The 17,751-nt window shown below is 38.2% G+C and carries 16 protein-coding genes; 7 read left to right on the forward strand and 9 right to left on the reverse strand.

The features are described from left to right. Nucleotides 1-129 precede the first annotated feature (129 nt). Both ACQKN2_RS14575 and ACQKN2_RS14580 read left to right on the forward strand, forming a co-directional pair. Complete coding sequence (locus ACQKN2_RS14575) at nt 130-1,467, forward strand: hemolysin family protein (protein WP_427415588.1); 1,338 nt, start codon at nt 130-132, stop codon at nt 1,465-1,467. A 291-nt stretch (nt 1,468-1,758) separates the two neighbouring features. Continuing rightward, nucleotides 1,759-2,667, forward strand: coding sequence for a cation diffusion facilitator family transporter (locus ACQKN2_RS14580; protein WP_427415589.1), 909 nt, complete (start codon nt 1,759-1,761; stop codon nt 2,665-2,667). A gap of 194 nt (nt 2,668-2,861) precedes the next feature. Here ACQKN2_RS14580 and ACQKN2_RS14585 read toward each other — a convergent pair whose 3' ends face one another. The 5 genes from ACQKN2_RS14585 to ACQKN2_RS14605 form a co-directional block, all read right to left on the reverse strand. Then, nucleotides 2,862-3,140, reverse strand: a complete 279-nt coding sequence (locus tag ACQKN2_RS14585; RefSeq protein WP_427415590.1) for a hypothetical protein — start codon at nt 3,138-3,140, stop codon at nt 2,862-2,864. Between the two features lie 232 nt (nt 3,141-3,372). Further along, complete coding sequence (locus ACQKN2_RS14590; protein ID WP_427415591.1) at nt 3,373-4,113, reverse strand: effector binding domain-containing protein; 741 nt, start codon at nt 4,111-4,113, stop codon at nt 3,373-3,375. A gap of 203 nt (nt 4,114-4,316) precedes the next feature. Further along, complete coding sequence (locus ACQKN2_RS14595) at nt 4,317-5,237, reverse strand: helix-turn-helix transcriptional regulator (protein WP_427415592.1); 921 nt, start codon at nt 5,235-5,237, stop codon at nt 4,317-4,319. 341 nt (nt 5,238-5,578) lie between these two features. Next, complete coding sequence (locus tag ACQKN2_RS14600) at nt 5,579-6,226, reverse strand: response regulator (RefSeq protein WP_427415593.1); 648 nt, start codon at nt 6,224-6,226, stop codon at nt 5,579-5,581. Between the two features lie 11 nt (nt 6,227-6,237). Beyond that, nucleotides 6,238-7,353 carry a GAF domain-containing sensor histidine kinase gene (locus tag ACQKN2_RS14605; protein WP_427415594.1) on the reverse strand — a complete coding sequence of 372 codons (1,116 nt, stop codon included), beginning with the start codon at nt 7,351-7,353 and terminating at the stop codon, nt 6,238-6,240. A gap of 193 nt (nt 7,354-7,546) precedes the next feature. Here ACQKN2_RS14605 and ACQKN2_RS14610 point away from each other — a divergent pair, with 193 nt between their 5' ends. The 4 genes from ACQKN2_RS14610 (at nt 7,547) to ACQKN2_RS14625 (ending at nt 12,534) form a co-directional block, all read left to right on the forward strand. Continuing rightward, complete coding sequence (locus ACQKN2_RS14610; RefSeq protein ID WP_323649918.1) at nt 7,547-7,972, forward strand: disulfide oxidoreductase; 426 nt, start codon at nt 7,547-7,549, stop codon at nt 7,970-7,972. A 54-nt stretch (nt 7,973-8,026) separates the two neighbouring features. Further along, the gene (locus tag ACQKN2_RS14615; protein WP_427415595.1) at nt 8,027-8,866 is read left to right on the forward strand and encodes an RluA family pseudouridine synthase; all 840 of its coding nucleotides are present in this window, start codon (nt 8,027-8,029) and stop codon (nt 8,864-8,866) included. A 247-nt stretch (nt 8,867-9,113) separates the two neighbouring features. Continuing rightward, entirely contained in the window at nt 9,114-11,291 is a 2,178-nt protein-coding gene (locus tag ACQKN2_RS14620) for a 5'-nucleotidase C-terminal domain-containing protein (RefSeq protein ID WP_427415596.1), read from the forward strand. A 703-nt stretch (nt 11,292-11,994) separates the two neighbouring features. Beyond that, on the forward strand, nt 11,995-12,534 hold the full coding sequence (locus tag ACQKN2_RS14625; RefSeq protein WP_427415597.1) for a DUF7010 family protein: 540 nt from the start codon (nt 11,995-11,997) through the stop codon (nt 12,532-12,534). Between the two features lie 628 nt (nt 12,535-13,162). Here ACQKN2_RS14625 and ACQKN2_RS14630 read toward each other — a convergent pair. Together ACQKN2_RS14630 and ACQKN2_RS14635 are read right to left on the reverse strand one after the other, a co-directional pair. Then, entirely contained in the window at nt 13,163-13,993 is an 831-nt protein-coding gene (locus tag ACQKN2_RS14630) for an aldo/keto reductase (RefSeq protein WP_427415598.1), read from the reverse strand. A gap of 84 nt (nt 13,994-14,077) precedes the next feature. Further along, nucleotides 14,078-14,254: a hypothetical protein gene (locus tag ACQKN2_RS14635; RefSeq protein ID WP_199777816.1), complete on the reverse strand. Its 177-nt coding sequence runs from the start codon at nt 14,252-14,254 to the stop codon at nt 14,078-14,080. An 815-nt stretch (nt 14,255-15,069) separates the two neighbouring features. Between ACQKN2_RS14635 and ACQKN2_RS14640 the strand changes: the two genes are divergently transcribed. Next, entirely contained in the window at nt 15,070-15,915 is an 846-nt protein-coding gene (locus ACQKN2_RS14640; protein WP_427415599.1) for a VOC family protein, read from the forward strand. A gap of 207 nt (nt 15,916-16,122) precedes the next feature. Here ACQKN2_RS14640 and trmL read toward each other — a convergent pair whose 3' ends face one another. Further along, nucleotides 16,123-16,596, reverse strand: coding sequence for a tRNA (uridine(34)/cytosine(34)/5-carboxymethylaminomethyluridine(34)-2'-O)-methyltransferase TrmL (gene trmL, locus ACQKN2_RS14645; protein WP_053485736.1), 474 nt, complete (start codon nt 16,594-16,596; stop codon nt 16,123-16,125). Between the two features lie 14 nt (nt 16,597-16,610). Further along, nucleotides 16,611-17,741: a tRNA epoxyqueuosine(34) reductase QueG gene (gene queG / locus ACQKN2_RS14650; protein WP_427415600.1), complete on the reverse strand. Its 1,131-nt coding sequence runs from the start codon at nt 17,739-17,741 to the stop codon at nt 16,611-16,613. Nucleotides 17,742-17,751 lie beyond the last annotated feature (10 nt).

Consider the following 17,751-nt stretch of genomic DNA (forward strand, 5'->3'; position numbering starts at 1 on the left):
ATTTGTGTTTTGCATGTAAATATTTTATGATTATATCATTCAACAATTTTTTAAAATCATAGGAGGTGTATACTTTGTTTCCTTCCCTCATTCGGGCAGGAACAAAGGAATTATTTGGACGGAGACATAATGGAAATAACCATAAGGTTGGCGGCATTTGCCCTACTAATAGTAATGACAGGATTTTTCGTTGCAACTGAATTTGCAATCGTTAAAGTAAGAACTACGCGTATTGATCAATTGCTTGCAGAAGGAAATAAAAAAGCAAAAAATGCAAAACGTGTAGTTTCAGATTTAGATGAATACTTATCTGCATGTCAATTAGGTATTACGATCACTGCTTTAGGTCTAGGTTGGCTTGGTGAACCTACATTTAAGATTATTTTGAATCCAGTGTTTGAATTTCTAAATTTGAGTGAAAGTCTTACTACGGTCCTTTCATTTATACTTGCATTCTCAGTTGTAACGTTTATGCATGTAGTTATGGGGGAATTGGCGCCAAAAACACTTGCCATCCAAAAAGCAGAATTTGTAACATTAAACCTTGCTGGTCCATTAATTTTATTCCACAACATTACGTATCCAATCATTAAGCTTTTAAACGGATCTGCACGTGGCTTAACCGGCCTTTTCGGCTTAAAAATGATGTCAGAATCAGAAGTAGCCCATACTGAAGAAGAGTTACGTATGATTTTGTCGGATAGTTTAAAGGGTGGAGAAATTAATACTTCAGAATATGAATATGTAAACAGTATTTTTGAGTTTTCTGATCGTCTTGCGAAAGAAATCATGGTCCCACGTACTGAAATCGTCGGCATTGAAAAAGAACTAACGATTAGAGAAGTTTTCGATTTAATGGGCGTTGAGCAATATACCCGTTACCCAATTATCGATGGTGACAAAGACCATATTATCGGCTTAGTCAATATGAAGCACTTATTAACCGCCTACATTAAAGACCCAGCAAATGGCGATAAACCAGTGATTGATTATATGCAGCCAATTATTCGCGTAATGGAAACAACGCAAATTAACGAATTGTTACTAAAAATACAGCGTGAGCGCATTCATATGGCCATTTTAATGGATGAATATGGCGGAACATCTGGTCTAGTTACGATTGAGGATATTATTGAGGAAATTGTCGGCGACATTCAAGATGAATTCGATGAAGATGAAATTCCAGAGGTTCAGGAAATTGCAGAAGATCACTTTATTTTAGATGCGAAGATGCTAGTAGAAAGCGTCAATGATATGCTAGGTACTGACATAGAAGATGATGATATTGATACAATCGGTGGTTGGTTCATGACGAAACGCTTTGATGCAGTCGAAGGAGACAGTATTGAAGAACAAGGTTATGAATTTATCGCAAAAGAATTAGATGGTCACCATATTTTATACTTAGAAGTTCTGAAATTACCTGAACGTGATTTATCAAATGACAACGGTGAAGTAAATGACTAAAAATCAATTATGCCTTGGCATAATTGCATTGGATTCGGCTTTGTACTTACACAAAGCCTGAGTTCCACTCTTTAGCAGATGTTTGGACAACCGCTGGAAGAGGTCGTATTTGCAGTGATATGATTTATGTCGCGCTTGTATGATCAGGTATAAAGCTAGTATTTTGCTCACAACCTATAATGGCAAGAGCTTCTACTTAAATAAAATAAATATTTACGCAAAAAAACGACTCCCTTACACGAGAAGGGAGTCGTTTTATAATGCCCGAAAGTTTTGCTAGGAGGAAACAAAATGGAGCTCTATACAAATTTACGTCAAGGGGAAAAAGGTGCTTGGTTATCTATTGGTACGTATATAATTCTGAGCTCAATAAAACTAACGATTGGCTATATCGGAACATCAGAAGCACTAAAAGCAGATGGACTTAACAATACCACTGATATTATCGCATCGATAGCGGTTTTAATTGGATTACGGATTGCTCAAATACCACCTGACTCTAATCACCAATATGGACATTTACGTGCTGAAACCGTTGCTTCACTTGTTGCATCGTTTATTATGCTAATTGTTGGCTTACAGGTACTCATCAATTCGCTAAAAAGTCTATGGGAGCCAGCCGGCACAACACCATCATTATTAACAGCCTTTGTGGCAATCGGCAGTGCAGTCGTGATGTATATCGTGTATCGCTATAATTTGGCACTATCCCAAAAAATAAAAAGTGCTGCAGTTAAAGCTGCCGCCTATGATAATCGCTCAGATGCCCTTGTCAGTATCGGTACAGCACTCGGAATTTTTGGCGCCATTTTTGGCTTCCCCATTATCGATACAATAACAGCTCTACTCGTCGCATTTCTTATTATTAAAACAGCTGTAGAAATCTTTTGGGAGGCAGTTCAAAGCCTCACAGATGCCTTTGATGTTGATGAGGTCGAAACATTATCCATTTTAATCCGCAATGTTGATGGCGTGATCAATCTTATAGACTTTAAGGGGCGTGCTCATGGCAATATGCATTTTATAGACGTAACCGTGACCGTTGATCCTTACTTAAATGTCTTTGAAAGTCACCGAATCACAGAGGAGATTGAAAAAACCGTTTCTCATGAAAGTTCCTTCTGCCAGGTACTCGTGCATATTGAGCCAGAAATAGAAGTAATTCCTCCAGCAAATGACGACAAGTCTCCAACCAATTGATTGGTTGGAGACTTGTTTTGTTAAACGAACTATATCGACGTTTGCATTATAAGCATGTCTTGAAGGACCTTAGTGTCTATGCATTACAGTTCAATTATTGTTGGAATAGATGTTAACTAAAGACTGTCGATCCGGCTTCCTTTTTTATTTGGAAATGAAAGTTACATATATTATGTTAAAACAATTGAAAACATTTATGGTTCACCAATTCCCATTGCTAATTGTAATAGATAAGCAAAAATCAAAACTAATACATTTGCGATTAGACCAAACCAACCAAAAAAACGTTTTCTAGAAATAAACAAAGAAATTACAGCAAATATAATACCGATCAGTGATAAAATGCTAAAAACGGCGATAGCAAAATAAATATCAGAATCCGGCCCTCTTTTTATAAAGAAAAAAATAACACTTATTATCGCGGGTAATAAAGATGTAACACTTAAAATGTCTCCTACTTTTCTCTTAGTCAAACACTAATCCCTCCCTCAGTCGTCTTTATCCCCTTCCTACTGCAATAAACGACTCATCATCAGAACGTGGGTTAAGTTCCGTAGTGACTACTTACATCAGACATTTCTTTCTTTTCATTATACAAAACATAATTATGGAAGTGTATGCTTTCACACCGTTATATGTAAAAAATTTCAATATAAACAAACAAGCCTCCTATTTATCATAGATAGGAGGTTTAATTTGTTTATATTATTTGATGGCAATATAAATATCGACCTGAGCTTCTTGAGGGTTGGCACATCGTTCATCGTACATTTCAAAGTCACCTGTGTATATTCGCTCTACACCTGAGCTTGCAAACCAAGCCCAGACATCCTGCCATGCTTTTACAACAACTTCTTCAAATGGACCTTTGTCAGAAGTAAAAACTAAGTATTTAGCAGCTGGCACTGTTTTAACGAACATACCTTCAGGAATGTCGTCGGCAGCTAATACTTCCACCCCAAGTGTAATGGAATATTCTCCATTAACATCTGTTTCATAGTCAGAATACAGCCCATATGTTACATGATTTACTGCATTAGCTATTTGTCCTACAACATTTTGCTGATAAAAATCCGACCATAATTGCGGGATATTTGCTTGAGCGGTAATTTCATTCGCATTGCTTGTTCGCGCTGAAATTCCTACAATTTGAAATGATTCTTTATTCATCACAACTGGTTCTGATATATCATGCTTTCTCCATCTCTTTAAGCTTGGTAAAAAAGACGTCAACATTTGGCGTGCTTCCTCTTCCGCCATACCATCTTCCTTTAAATGCGGTACACAAATTCCGATCATTTCTTCAACTGTTAGAGTTGGCTGTTTGAACTCTCCCACTTCATAACAATAAGTGCAATAGTCCTCACTTTTGTATCCATCTTTTTCTGTACCAAGTAATGCCTCATCCACTAATGGCATTCCACAGCTTTGACAATAACTTTGCATAATTAAATCCACCCTTCGTCCTATTTGTTACGACTATAACAAAGGAAACCTGACAACTGTATGTCATCAATTCAATTATGCCTCGGCATAATTGCGTCTGGAATCGGCTTTGTGCTTGCACAAAGAACTCCTTTCCGATTCCGTGACATCCGCCGGAGGCTTTAACTTCTTTCAGCGGGTGTTTAAACACCAGCTGAAAAAAGTTAAATTTCTTTATACAACTCCATAATTTCCTGCGCTCGCTTTAATACAATCTCACGTATATGAGGTGGTTCTAAAACTTTTAGGCGATGGCCAAAGCTAAGAAGAAAGCCATATAGCCATTCATCCTCAGGCAATGCAATGTTAATAGTTGAATTCTCATTATCTACATGCTCAGCGCCAAATGATTCTTCTACTAATGTCGTTATAGCAAAATCAAAAGATAGCGTAAGGTTTACTACATTTTGAGGGTGATGCCACTCTTTGTCCCATGGAAGTTCAGATAAGTTGACTTCCCTGCGTTGGAAAGTCGTCATCTCTTCTTGTAAATCCTTCATTCTTGAAATTTTAAATAAGCGAAAATCTTCTCTCAATGTGCAATAGCCATAAACATACCAAACCTTTCCCTTTTGTACTAAAGTATGTGGCTCTAATAATCGTCTTGTTATATGACCATGTGTAGTAGAATACGTAAAGCTTATACAATGTTCGTGTTCAATTGCCTTTTTCAATAAAGTAATTTGTTCCTTGAAAATAACGTTTGGCCCCCAAGGACTAAGGTCAATAAATAGTTGATCAATCGATTGTTTTACTTCCTCATCCGCAACACCGGTTAATTTTTCTAGTACTGCTTCAGCATGTGCATCCTCGTATGTTGTTAATGCACTTTTAATGGCAATAGAAAGTGACGTAAGCTCCTCCTTCGTCAACACCTGCTTATCAACACGATAGCCCTCGATCAGACTAATCCCACCATGAACCCCCTGTTGGCTAATAACAGGAACCCCAGCACAGCTCAATGTTTCAATATCTCGATAAATAGTACGAACGGACACATTAAATAAATCGGCAAGCTCCTGGGCTGTCACCTTTTTCCGATTTATTAAAATCATTGTCATCGTTAAAAGCCGCTCTAATTTCATATTTGTACTCCTTTACTCTAACTACTATTTTCCCCTATGCTAATTACACCATTTTACTTTCAAATTCTTTATCAATTTTATTTACAATTTAAGAAAAACAACCTAGATACTTATAATCGGCGCTATTGAACGTTTTTTCTACTATAGCAACGTTGTCTTTTACAAAAAACGCTTCATATAGTTCTCTCAACACAACATTTAAAACTTCTATCCTCGTACTACTACGGGTCTCTAATCTTACGCTATTCCCGCGAAGTCACCTCTCACTGCTTCAATACTTTCATACAAAAACGGCGGGTTGCTACAATTTGTAGGAACCCGCCGTTTACATATTTTATCTGTTAAACACCGCTAGCTTCTGTCAGTCCGTGCTTCACAGCATAAAGAGCCGCTTGGGTACGATCCTGTACCTGTAGCTTCGTAAAAATATTAGAAATATGAGTTTTCACTGTTTTTTCTGTAACGAATAAAGAAGACGCAATCTCTCGATTACTTTTCCCTTTTGTAAGCTCTGCAAGCACATCCTGTTCACGAGGTGTTAGCGGGTTTAAAACATGAGGTGCATTTTTCGATTCTTGACGGTCCATTTCCAGAGTCGTTGTTGCATCTGGATGTAATGTATTTTCTCCTCGCATAATACGACGAATGGACAATACCAACTCATCAGGCTCAATATCTTTCAACTGATAGCCTGCAGCTCCTGCCTCCATAGCTGGCACCACATGATCACGATCTGAAAAGCTTGTCAGCATTAGAATTTCTATGTGCGGCAACTTAGCTTTAATGCGCTTTGTTGCCTGAATACCATCCATTTCAGGCATTACTAAGTCCATAAGTATAATATCTGGCTGTATACTTTCTGCTAAAGCTACTGCCTCTAAACCATTTTTCGCCTCACCTACAACTTCAATATCTTTCTGTGTTTTTAAGAAAAATAATAATCCACGACGTACTACATGATGGTCATCTGCGATTAAAACACGTATCATACTCTTCCCCCCTAATATGGCAAGCGGATTAACAGCTCTGTACCTTTGCCAATTTCACTAACCCAGTCAGCTTTGCCACCAACTGATTTTGCACGATCCTTTATGGATTGCAAGCCCATTGAAAGTAGCTTCGTATTTTGATCGATGACGAAGCCTCGACCCTCATCACGAATAACAAGTAAAATATCTGTAGAAGTGACCGTTATATATAGTGCAGCTTCCAGCACACCAGCATGACGACGAACATTATTAAGTGCTTCTTGGGCTACCCGAAATAATGTTTCTTCGATACGCGATGGGAATTGCAGTACACCTGATACCGTTACTTGAAGCTTCAAGCCAAGCATTTCAGCATATACTTTGATTGCTTCAAGTAAACCATTTTCTAATCCTTTTGGACGGAGCTGCCAAATGAGGGCGCGCATTTCTGTTAAGGCATCCTGTGTTAAGTGCTGAATCTCCTTAAATGTTTCCTTCACATCACAATCGTTTGACATTTCAATACCAGCTCTCGCCGTTAATGTAACGGAAAAAAGTAACTGGTTGACAGAATCATGTAAATCTCGAGCAAGACGATTGCGCTCCTTTACAAGTGCCATTTCTTGTTCCTGCTTTGTCAGTAAAATACGCTTAATGGCCGACCCCATCTGAAATGCAACCGATTCAAGCAATGCTAGCTCTTCCTCTGAAAAACGTACGGTATCCTTCGATGCAACATTTAAGACACCAAAACGTTCTTGTCCTGATTGAAGCGGAACCGTAGCATGATGCGTAATGCCTTCGTGATCACCAACATTTGCAGCAATTGCACTTTCAATACGTTGGCATTCAATAATATTAGATGCTTTCTTTAATTCCTCATTACGATAGCGGGAAACACACCAGCAGCCTCCCTTTTCTAAATAATGACAATTTTTATGCTCCAGAGCCTCTGGTAAATTGACATGGACAACAAGCTCTGATCGCCCTTTTTCATCGATAAAAAAAATCCAGCCTGTTTCAAAGTTTGTGCCATTTAAAAATTTCACAAGTGCTTCTTTTAACATCGACACAATTTCAGTTTCTTCGTTTAATAACTCTGCAATCTCTTTTAAAATACCAATATTGGAATGATCATTCTCCCTCACAAAAACACCTCTTCTTTGGCATTGCTAATTTAATGATAACATTTCAAAGTCTGGAACGTCTGCCTAAGCCATTCATACTTTAGACTGAAATTTTTTTAAAGAATACTCCTTATTTTGGGTAAGTTAATTTACATATAAAACTAGAACAACTATAATCGAACAAGTACATGGTTATACTAAGGAGAGAACTTATATGTCTAAAAAAGTAGAGAATGGCTTATTATTTATTTGGATTGTCTCTGTCGTTGCAACATTGGGTTCCTTATACTTTTCTGAAATTCGTCACTATGAACCTTGTAAAATGTGTTGGTACCAACGAATTTTCATGTATCCAATTGTCATTATGACAACCATTGCCTTTATTCAAAAAAATGCACGTATTGCTGTTACAACCGCTGTTTTTGCCATTATGGGAGGCAGTATATCACTTTACCATTATGGTATTCAAAAGCTTAGTTTTTTAGCTGATACTGCTCCTTCTTGTGGTGCTGTTTCATGTACTGGTCAATATATCAACTGGTTAGGTTTTATCACAATCCCATTTTTAGCGTTAACTGCATTTATTTTAATTGCAGGGGCAAGCTTCTATGTAATGAAGGCTGCTAAAGCAGCAAATTAATTTCAAGACCGTGTTCTACAATTGGAATACGGTCTTTTCTACGGAGGAAGATATATGTTTCACTATGAAATAAATACGAATGATTTGACAGTCGAGGATCTATTACGCAATCATTGGCGACTCGGTAAAAAGCTAGTCCATGAATTGAGAATGGCGAAGGCTATCACAACTGTTGACGGAGAACCTATTCTGTGGAAAGATCCACTACAAGTAGGAACAATCATAAAATTTACATTCCCGATTCCGACATCCAATTATCAACCGACACCGGTTTGTGCAATTGATGTCGTTTATGAGGATGACCATTGCTTGATCGTTTCTAAACCAAAAGGCATGTCGACACATCCAAATGATGAGCGTGATACTCATACTTGTATGAATCATGTTATGGCTCATATTAAACAGCAGGGTGGTACTTATGCGGAACATGTCCATCGTTTAGATAGAGGGACGCAAGGTTTGTTACTTGTAGCAAAACATCCTTTAGCAAAATCAATCTTTGACCGTATGATTGAGGAAAAATCCATTATTCGAACATACGCTGCAGAGGTGCAAGGAAATTTACGTTCTTCATCGGGCACAATTTCTGAAGCAATCGGGAAAGACCGACATCATGCAACAAGACGTGTCGTTTCTAAAACTGGCCAACATGCAGTTACACACTATGAAGTTGTAGCTCGCTATAAAAGCTCTTGTGTTGTCCATCTCATTCTTGAAACAGGGAGAACACATCAAATTCGCGTGCATTTAGCACATATCGGTCATCCGATTATTGGTGATACTATGTACGGAGCAAGAGAAACTGCAAGTGATGATTACGAGCTCCATGCTATTCAATTGGAATTCGAGCATCCATTTTTAAATAAGCAAATCGTTGTAAAGGACGAGAAATAATTGTTGCACTGCACTTCCTATTGTTAAACAGCTAACAATAGGAAAGTGCAGTTTTTTTGTCTTTTTACTTATTCATTTACTTAAAATCCCAAAAAAAGGTATAAATACATCATTTACATTTCTTTCATCTATTTTTTACAGCAAATTTAATATACATTTCCATTATTGGTAATGACGGTGGATTTCTTTCATGATAGAATTAGATTAAATTGTCAGTCATCTGACTAATATGAGGGGGAATTTATTGATGAAATGGGTTAAAAGTATTGCAGCAACAACTCTAGTTGCGAGTTTACTAGCTACACCCGGTTTTGCCGCGCATGCAGCAGAAACAGCACCAACAGCTACGAAAGATGGTTTCAAATTAACAGTTCTACACTCAAATGACACGCATGCACACGTTGAGGATGCTCCAAAGCGTGCAACAAAAATAAAAGAACTTCGTGCTGCAAATAAAAATTCACTTCTTTTAGATGCTGGTGACGTTTTCTCTGGTACTTTATACTTTAACGAATTTGCCGGAGAAACTGATATGAAGTTAATGAACTTAATGGGTTATGATGCGATGACTTTTGGTAACCATGAGTTCGATTTAGGATCAAGCCCAGAAGGACATGCTGCACTTGCGAAATTCGTTAAGGGCGCAAATTTCCCATTGTTAGGAAGTAACCTAGATTTTTCAAAGGATTCTTTATTTGATGGCTTACAATTCAAAAAAGTCACTAAAGACTTTGAAAAAGGTAAAATTTATGACGGTATCATTAAAGAAATCGCTGGCGAACAAGTAGGTATTTTCAGTTTAACAACAGAAGAAACACCTTCAATTTCAAGCGTTGCTAACGTGCAATTTGCAAACTATATCGACTCTGCGAAAAAAGCAGTAGCAGAATTTGAAAAACAAGGTGTTAACAAAATTGTCGCATTAACACACATAGGCTTCGATGACTCAGCAGATTGGGATAATGACCAATTACTAGCGAAAGCTGTAGAAGGCATTGATGTAATCGTAGGCGGTCATACACATACAAAATTAGAAAAGCCTGTGAAAGCAGAAACATCATTTAAAAATCCTACAATTATCGTTCAAACAGGTCAATATAGCGAAAATTTAGGTGAATTAGACCTAACATTCGACAATAACGGTGCTGTTGTTGACTACTTCGGTCAATTACATGCTCTAAATGATAAAGAAAAGCCTGTAGAAGCTGACGCTGAAGCTGCAGCACTTCTAGCTCCATATAAAGAGAAAATTTCAAAAATCTTAAATCAATCAACAGGTAATACAGCTGTTTCACCATTAAATGGCGGTCGTAATCTTTGGGGTGTTCGTGCTGGTGAAACAAACCTTGGTAACTTAATTACTGATGGTATGCTTGCTGGTGCTAAAAAAATTGACCCAGAAGTACAATTTGCTTTCCAAAATGGTGGTGGTATCCGCGCAAGTATTGATGCAGGAGATATCACTGTTGGCGAAGTTATGACAGTCATGCCATTCGGTAATGCTCTAGGCATCGTAAAATTAAAAGGTGCTGAAATCTATGATATTGCTGAACATAGTGTGAAAGATTTCCCTAAAGAATTTGGTGGCTTCTTACACTTCTCTGGTTTACAAGTAGAATTTGATGGAAAAGCACCTGCTGGTAAACGTGTAAAATCTATTAAATTAAATGGTAAAGAACTAGATAAAGCAGCCTATTATAAAGCTGCAACAAATACATTCACTGCTAAAGGTGGAGACGGCTACGATACACTGAAAAAAGTTTATGAAGACGGCCGTGTAAGTGAGCCTGGTACGATTGACTATGAAATGTTTATCGAACACTTAAATACACTGAAAAAAGTTGATGCAAAAGTAGAAGGACGTGTTATTGCAACAATTCCATTTACAGATATCGTAAAAGGATCAGAAACAGAAGGCTATGTTCGCGATCTTTATTACCGTGATTTAACAAACGGTACTTCTGCAACAATCTATTCACCAAACGCAAACTTAACTCGTGCTCAAGCTGCATCATTTATCACGCGTGCCTTAAAGCTTGAAGCGAAAGGTCAAGTAACATTCTCGGATATTGCTAATTTAAAAGCTGAAACACAAAAAGAAATTACAGCACTTGCTGAAGCAGGAATTGTAAAAGGTGTGAATGGTAGTAAATTCAACCCTAATGCAAAAGTAACTCGTGCTCAACTTGCATTAATGTTCGCTCGTGCTTATAACCTACAACATGATGCAAAAACAGGTTTAAAAGCTGATTTCAGTGATATTTCTCAATACGACGCTGAAACACAAGATGCTATCGCACTTCTGAAAGACTTAAAGATTGTTAGCGGTGCAAACGGTAAATTTATGCCTGGTAACAACGCTACACGTGCACATATGGCAAAAATGCTTTCTAACTACGTTCCTTTTGTAAAAGAATCTAAATAATGCATTTGAAAATCCCGCTTCTCTAAGTAGAGAGCGGGATTTCATGTTGTTGAAAAACTATTGTAAGTACGGCTCTTCGGCAAAACGATAGGTTGGTTTCCGTTCCGGCCGGGCGCTTCCCTGGAGGCGTCCGATGAGCCGCAAGGAGTCGCCCAACCTCCACTCCAATCAACCACTTCACATAGCGTATATTTTCTGAAATGACACTTTACTATAGTAAAATGAAACTTCAGCAGATATTTTTTGTGCGAAAGAGTAGCAACAGTAGATTTACAATCGCATCATTGTTATAAATCAATTCCGTTCGATTATGGTAAGTAGCCATAACGTTTACTTTTGAAATGCATAAAATTTTTACGCTCTCGTTAATTGAAATGGAAGGTTACTCAACGCTTGGTTATAGGAAAGCTAATAACATGGAATGGAAATCGTCCTCTTTTAAAGGGCATATTATTTTCAACACTATGCCACCCACTTCTTTAGTTAAGGTTGTTTTCTAAAAGATTGTAGATTGTTGCTATTAAAACATAAAGACAGATTAAATCTAGAAACAGTGCAGTAATTAAATTTCCCTTCCTAAGCAATTTCTCCATAGACTTCATTAATGCCAAAAATTCCATTATTGTATAATCTGTGGTAAAAATAGTCTAATTATGGTATATTATAGAAATCTTTTGCCGATTTTACGAAAGGGAGTGCGTTTATGAATAAAACACTTGAAAATTTACAAAAAGAAATTATATTTGAAGCAAAAAAAGGATACCCCATTTTGCTTTCTGGCGCCGTTGTCTTTTTAATTTTCACCCTAATGCCCTTAGTTTTCCCAATAGAAGCTGTACGTTTAATTTGGATATTTGGCTTAGGTGTCATTTTTCCTATTGGGTTTGTCATTAGTAAAATTCTAGGTGTTAATATACTCTCTACTGACAACCCTTTAGGTACTTTATGTGGAATAGTAGCAGCTCCTCAAGCTTTTTATATACCCGTATTTATAATTGTGTATATGAAAATACCTGAATACCTGCCCTTCACAATTGGTTTACTTGCAGGCTCTCATTTTCTGCCTTATATATGGATTTATAAAAGCAAAGCTTATTTATTTGTTACTTTAGGAATCTGTCTTTCTGCTCTAATTTTAGGTGGCTTCCTTGTTGGTCAAGCTTTCACTCTAGTACCTTTAGCAATGTCTATTGTTTATGGAATTGGTGTTCTTTTAATTCTAAGAGAACTCAAAGTCAGTTAAGTTTAAGCACCTATTGTCAGTTGAATAACAGTAAACCACTGAATCTGTTTAAAAAGCATCTGAATATGAACTGCACCCCAATAGTTAGATTCAGCCTTTAGGAAAAAAGGGTGAGCGTAGTTAGAAGTGGCTTTAGTTAAAGATTCGGTTTGCGGAAAATAAAAAAGCAGAGTTAATCTACAAAAATGCGTAGAAATTAACTCTGTTTTTGCTGACTTCAAAATTTTGTGTAGCATTCTGCAAGAAAATAGCCTTATGTTTTAACTGCAACAAACTTTGAGAAAACAGCCTTAGTTAAAGAGCGGGATTTCTAATCAATTATGCCTCGGCATAATTGCATCCAGAGGCGGCTTTGTGCTTAGGCCTGCACGAGGGCCGACACGATGTCGGTCATTTCGATAATGCCACAGGACGTGGCGCTTTTACCGATGCAGGTCAGTTAGCCGTTATCGCATGGATGCGATGATCTTAGGCTAACATCCCCTAAGAACTCATTTCCGATTCCGTGACATCCGCCGGAGGCTTTGGGCCAACACGACGTTGGTCACTCAGTCGTTGCCACAGGACGTGGCGTTCTTAGACTGAGTTCCTCTATTTCAGCGGTTTTTGGACACCCGCTGAAAAGTAGTTAAAAATTAAATTTAAAGTTATCTGGGTCCTGCCCAAATCGTTCATTGCGATTTACTGTAGTTATTTTATCCATCTGTGCTAGTGTTAATTCAAAATCAAAAATCTGTGCATTTTCCTCAATACGACTAGGTGTCACAGACTTTGGAATAACAAGTGTATCATTTTGTAAATGCCAGCGTAGCACTACTTGAGCAGCTGTCTTCCCTATTTCGCGGCCAATTTCCATAATCGTTGGATTATCAAGCACACCACCGCGACCTAATGGAGACCATGCCGTAACAGCAATTCCATGCTCACTACAATATGCTCTTAATGCGTCTTGCTGTAAATATGGATGCACCTCTATTTGATTGACCATTGGTGCAATATTTGCTTTAGCTAATAGCTTTTGTAAATGGTGCTCATGGTGATTTGAGACCCCTGTTGCACGAATTAATTTTTCATCATATAAACGCTCAATTGCTCTATACGTCTCTTCAAATGTTTCTGGAACTGCCCAATGCGTTAAATATAAATCTAAATAGTCCATATTTAACTTTTTCAAAGATACTTCAAAAGCTCGTAATGTTTCATCATAACCTTGGTCATTATTCCAAACCTTTGTCGTCACAAAAATATCCTCACGTTTAACGCCTGAATGACGAATAGCTTCGCCCACCTCGGCCTCATTACCATAAAGAGAAGCCGTATCTATAGCTCGGTAGCCATATTTAAGAGCTTTATCAATAGCCTGTAAAGTCTCATCGCGCTCTGTCATTTTATAAACACCTAAGCCAAAGCGAGGCATTTCCACATCGTTTGCTAATGTTTTTGTTGATTGTAAATTCAAGAATAACAACCCCTTTCTTTTCCTAGTTCCATTATACAAAAAATTGGTTTTAAGAAACATAAGGAAAATTTCCGAGGTCATTGCTTATTGTTCTTCTGCTTTCTCTTCATAATCATCTACTTGGATAGGGTCTGGAATTCGATCGTCTTCTACAAGCTCTTGACCATCACGCAAATGCTCCATCTGCTTTCCTAAATCCTGCAAATCTTTAAAATTTCTAGCCATTGTACCGTTTTCGATATTTGGAACCTTTTTTTCCACTATCATCACCTCTCTTATAGTTTTCCCTAAATAGTTATTTCCGAACCATTTCTGACATATTTTATTCCGCTACATCGTTTCATTTTTATAGTAGATAGGCTATACTAAAAAAAGATGTCTTTATAAACATGAGGAGGGTTCTTCCATGAGTTTAATATTAATTATTGGTGTAACTGTAGCGTTCTTAACTGCTATTTTCACTGCTGGTTACGAAGGCAACTACAGATCAGACAAATAATACTTCAAGAAAATCACTAAGCATGAATATGTGCTTAGTGATTTTTTTGTTGTTGAAAAACTAGGGTATAAATGAAATAAAGGAGTCATATTATTGGCTCTTCAGCAAAGCGAGAGGTTGATTTCCGTTCCGGCTGGGCGCTTTCCTAGGGGCGTCCGATGAGCCGCTTCGCTGCGCTCCAGGGTCTCGGGCCAACACGCTGTTGGTCACGAAGGCGTTATCACAGGACGTGATGCTTTTAGCCTTCGTTCCTCAATATCGCTAATCCCCAAGGAGTCGCCCAGTCTCCACTACAATCAACTATTCATATGACATACATTTCGAAATAACATATCAACCTTCCGATAATAGATCAAAATTCATAAGAAAACCCATTTGTACAGCCCATTATCATTACGTGTGATTGGTTTCAGTTCAGACTGTGTGCTTTCATAAGGACGTCCGATAGCCGCTCCGGTTAGCTCACTTATTTATTGGAACAATATAATTACTTGACTTTCCGCACTTTATAAAATAAACTTACTTACATAAAGTAAGTTGATAATTAATAATAACTTTTATTCGGAGGTAATATACTATGCATTTTCATGAAAAACCTAACACATATGTCACAAATGTTGAAATTAAAGTGAGTGATTTACAACGTTCATTAACTTATTATCAGGAGGTAATTGGCTTTAACGTTTTACATCAGGAATCTCATAGAGCAACTTTAACTGCTGATGGTAAAACAGCTTTACTGACAATCGTTCAACCCGAAACAGTAGAGGAAAAAACAAGCTTTACAACTGGCCTTTATCACTTTGCCATTTTATTGCCTACTCGTCGTGATTTAGCAAATATTATTACTCATTTCCATAACAATGGCGTGTACTTCGGAGCATCTGACCATGATGTCAGTGAAGCGCTTTATTTAAGTGACCCTGATAAAAATGGAATTGAAGTTTATACGGACCGCCCTGAAAGTGAATGGACTTGGCATTTCGATCAAGTGCATATGGTGACTGAACCGCTTAAAGTCCATTCTATATTAGAGGAAGGCGACGGTAGCTGGAATGGCCTACCTGCTGATACGGTTATGGGGCATATTCATTTATCAGTTTCTAATTTAGCTACCGCAGAGGAATTTTATACAAAGGGATTAGGATTTGAGATTGTCACTCGCTATGGGGCACAAGCTTTATTTATCTCAACTGGCCGCTATCACCATCATATCGGTTTAAACACTTGGTATTCTGAGAATGCACCGAAGCTTGGTGAAAATCAGGTTGGCTTAAAAACATTTTCATTACGTCTGGATAATGAAGAGCAAGCAACAACAATGAAAGAAAATCTCCGTGCTATTGGTGCACCTGTTACTAATATTGATGGAGGTTTCCAAACTGAGGATCCATCAGGTAACGTGATTTTATTGAAATTTTAAAAATGATGTAAAGGGCTATCCATCGGTTATGAGGTTTTATCCGTCGATTGCAGGCGGTTTTCCGTCACTCCTCGGGGACTATCCGTCGCTTGTGGCGTTCTTTCCGTCGATTGCGTATTTCTATCCGTCGCTCGCCAGGACTCACAGGCAACTTTACGTCTAATAAAAAAACAAGAGCAGTTCTCCTCTATGAGAGAACTGCTTTTGTTAATGTAATCCTGGATATCCTTGTTGACGCAACGCTTCATAAATAACAATGGCTGCTGTATTCGATAGATTGAGTGAACGAACATGCTCACTCTGTGGAATACGTAAGCACATATCGCGACGTTCATACGCAAAATCCTTTGGTAAGCCCGTCGTTTCTTTTCCAAACATAAAGTAAATATCACGATCTTTATCACTAAAATCATGTGTCGTAAATGGCTCTTCACTATATGTCTCAATTAAATAAACGTCGCCATTTTTGGATGCCTCTAAAAAATCCTCTAGCGAATCGTGGTATACGACATTGACACTATGCCAGTAATCTAAGCCAGCACGTTTTAGCATTTTATCGTCTGTGGAAAAGCCAAGAGGGCGAATTAAATGTAGTGAGGTATTTGTTCCAGCACATGTGCGTGCAATATTTCCTGTATTCGCTGGAATCTCTGGTTGATATAAAACGATATGCAATGGCATAACGGTACACTTCCTTAACTAAAAAATTGTAAACCTTTATCAATTTCAACGAGTACTTCCTCGTCTCGTTCTTTTGCTTTTGCCTCAAGTAATGCAGATTGGGCCTGCTCCCCGCCTATCTTACCTAAAGCCCATGCTGCTGTTCCTCGAATAACAGGTCGTTCATCCTTTTCAAGAAGTGCTACTAAATCTGGTACCGCAGCTTCTTCTTTAAAGTGCGCAAGTGCCAAAATAGCATTGCGTTGAATTGGCTTTTTCCCCCGCCACGAACCAGAAACATGTCCAAACTTTTCTTTAAAGTCACGATTTGAAATCGTTAAAAGTGGAACAAGTAATGGCTTTGCAAGCTCTGGATCAGGCTTAAATTCCTCATGTATCCAGTTTATTTTCCCTTTATTCTTTGGGCATACGGTCTGGCATGTATCGCAGCCATACAAACGATTACCAATATGGGTACGAAACTCATCTGGTAACATTCCCTTAGTTTGCGTTAAAAAAGCTATACAACGCTGCGAGTCTAGCTGTCCCCCCTCGATTAACGCGCCTGTTGGACAAACATCTAAACATAAACGGCAATCCCCGCATTCATCCTCCATAGGCTTATCAGGCGCAAAAGGGATATTCGTAATAAGCTCTCCTAAATATACATAAGAACCGAACTCAGGCGTAATAACCGAGCAGTTTTTTCCGCTCCAGCCTATCCCTGCACGTTCTGCAACTGCCCTATCCACAAGTGCACCCGTATCAACCATTGATTCAATACGTGCCCCTTCTATACGCTCCTCAAGCCAGGCTGATAATAATTTCAATCGCTCACGTAATGCTGTATGATAATCGACACCCCAGGAAGCACGGCAAAAAATCCCCCGTCTTGCTCCCTTCTTGCCAACAGGTGCATTTTGCATGCGCGACGGATAGGCTACAGCGATCGCCACAATGCTCTCTGCTCCCTCTAACAATTGTAGGGGTTCGGTACGTTTTTCAACATCGCTTTCTTCAAAGCCAGACTGATAGCCAAGTTCTTGCTGACGGCGCAGTCTATTTTTTAATTCTGTAAATGGAGCTGCTGTTGTAAAACCAATTTTGTCTACACCAATGGACATTGCATACGCCACAAATTCACGTTGTAGGTCATGTATGTTCATTTCATTTCCA

It is taken from the genome of Lysinibacillus sp. NPDC093688 (assembly GCF_050280145.1).
Lineage (GTDB): Bacteria > Bacillota > Bacilli > Bacillales_A > Planococcaceae > Lysinibacillus > Lysinibacillus xylanilyticus_B.

Bases quoted from the DNA above. Each gene is read 5' to 3' on its own strand.
- ACQKN2_RS14625 (WP_427415597.1), top strand. From the start codon at position 11,995: ATGAATAAAACACTTGAAAATTTACAAAAAGAAATTATATTTGAAGCA.
- ACQKN2_RS14590 (WP_427415591.1), bottom strand. From the start codon at position 4,113: ATGCAAAGTTATTGTCAAAGCTGTGGAATGCCATTAGTGGATGAGGCA.
- queG (WP_427415600.1), bottom strand. From the start codon at position 17,741: ATGAACATACATGACCTACAACGTGAATTTGTGGCGTATGCAATGTCC.
- ACQKN2_RS14580 (WP_427415589.1), top strand. From the start codon at position 1,759: ATGGAGCTCTATACAAATTTACGTCAAGGGGAAAAAGGTGCTTGGTTA.
- ACQKN2_RS14600 (WP_427415593.1), bottom strand. From the start codon at position 6,226: ATGATACGTGTTTTAATCGCAGATGACCATCATGTAGTACGTCGTGGA.
- ACQKN2_RS14610 (WP_323649918.1), top strand. From the start codon at position 7,547: ATGTCTAAAAAAGTAGAGAATGGCTTATTATTTATTTGGATTGTCTCT.
- trmL (WP_053485736.1), bottom strand. From the start codon at position 16,596: ATGCCATTGCATATCGTTTTATATCAACCAGAGATTCCAGCGAATACA.
- ACQKN2_RS14575 (WP_427415588.1), top strand. From the start codon at position 130: ATGGAAATAACCATAAGGTTGGCGGCATTTGCCCTACTAATAGTAATG.
- ACQKN2_RS14640 (WP_427415599.1), top strand. From the start codon at position 15,070: ATGCATTTTCATGAAAAACCTAACACATATGTCACAAATGTTGAAATT.
- ACQKN2_RS14615 (WP_427415595.1), top strand. From the start codon at position 8,027: ATGTTTCACTATGAAATAAATACGAATGATTTGACAGTCGAGGATCTA.
- ACQKN2_RS14595 (WP_427415592.1), bottom strand. From the start codon at position 5,237: ATGAAATTAGAGCGGCTTTTAACGATGACAATGATTTTAATAAATCGG.
- ACQKN2_RS14620 (WP_427415596.1), top strand. From the start codon at position 9,114: ATGAAATGGGTTAAAAGTATTGCAGCAACAACTCTAGTTGCGAGTTTA.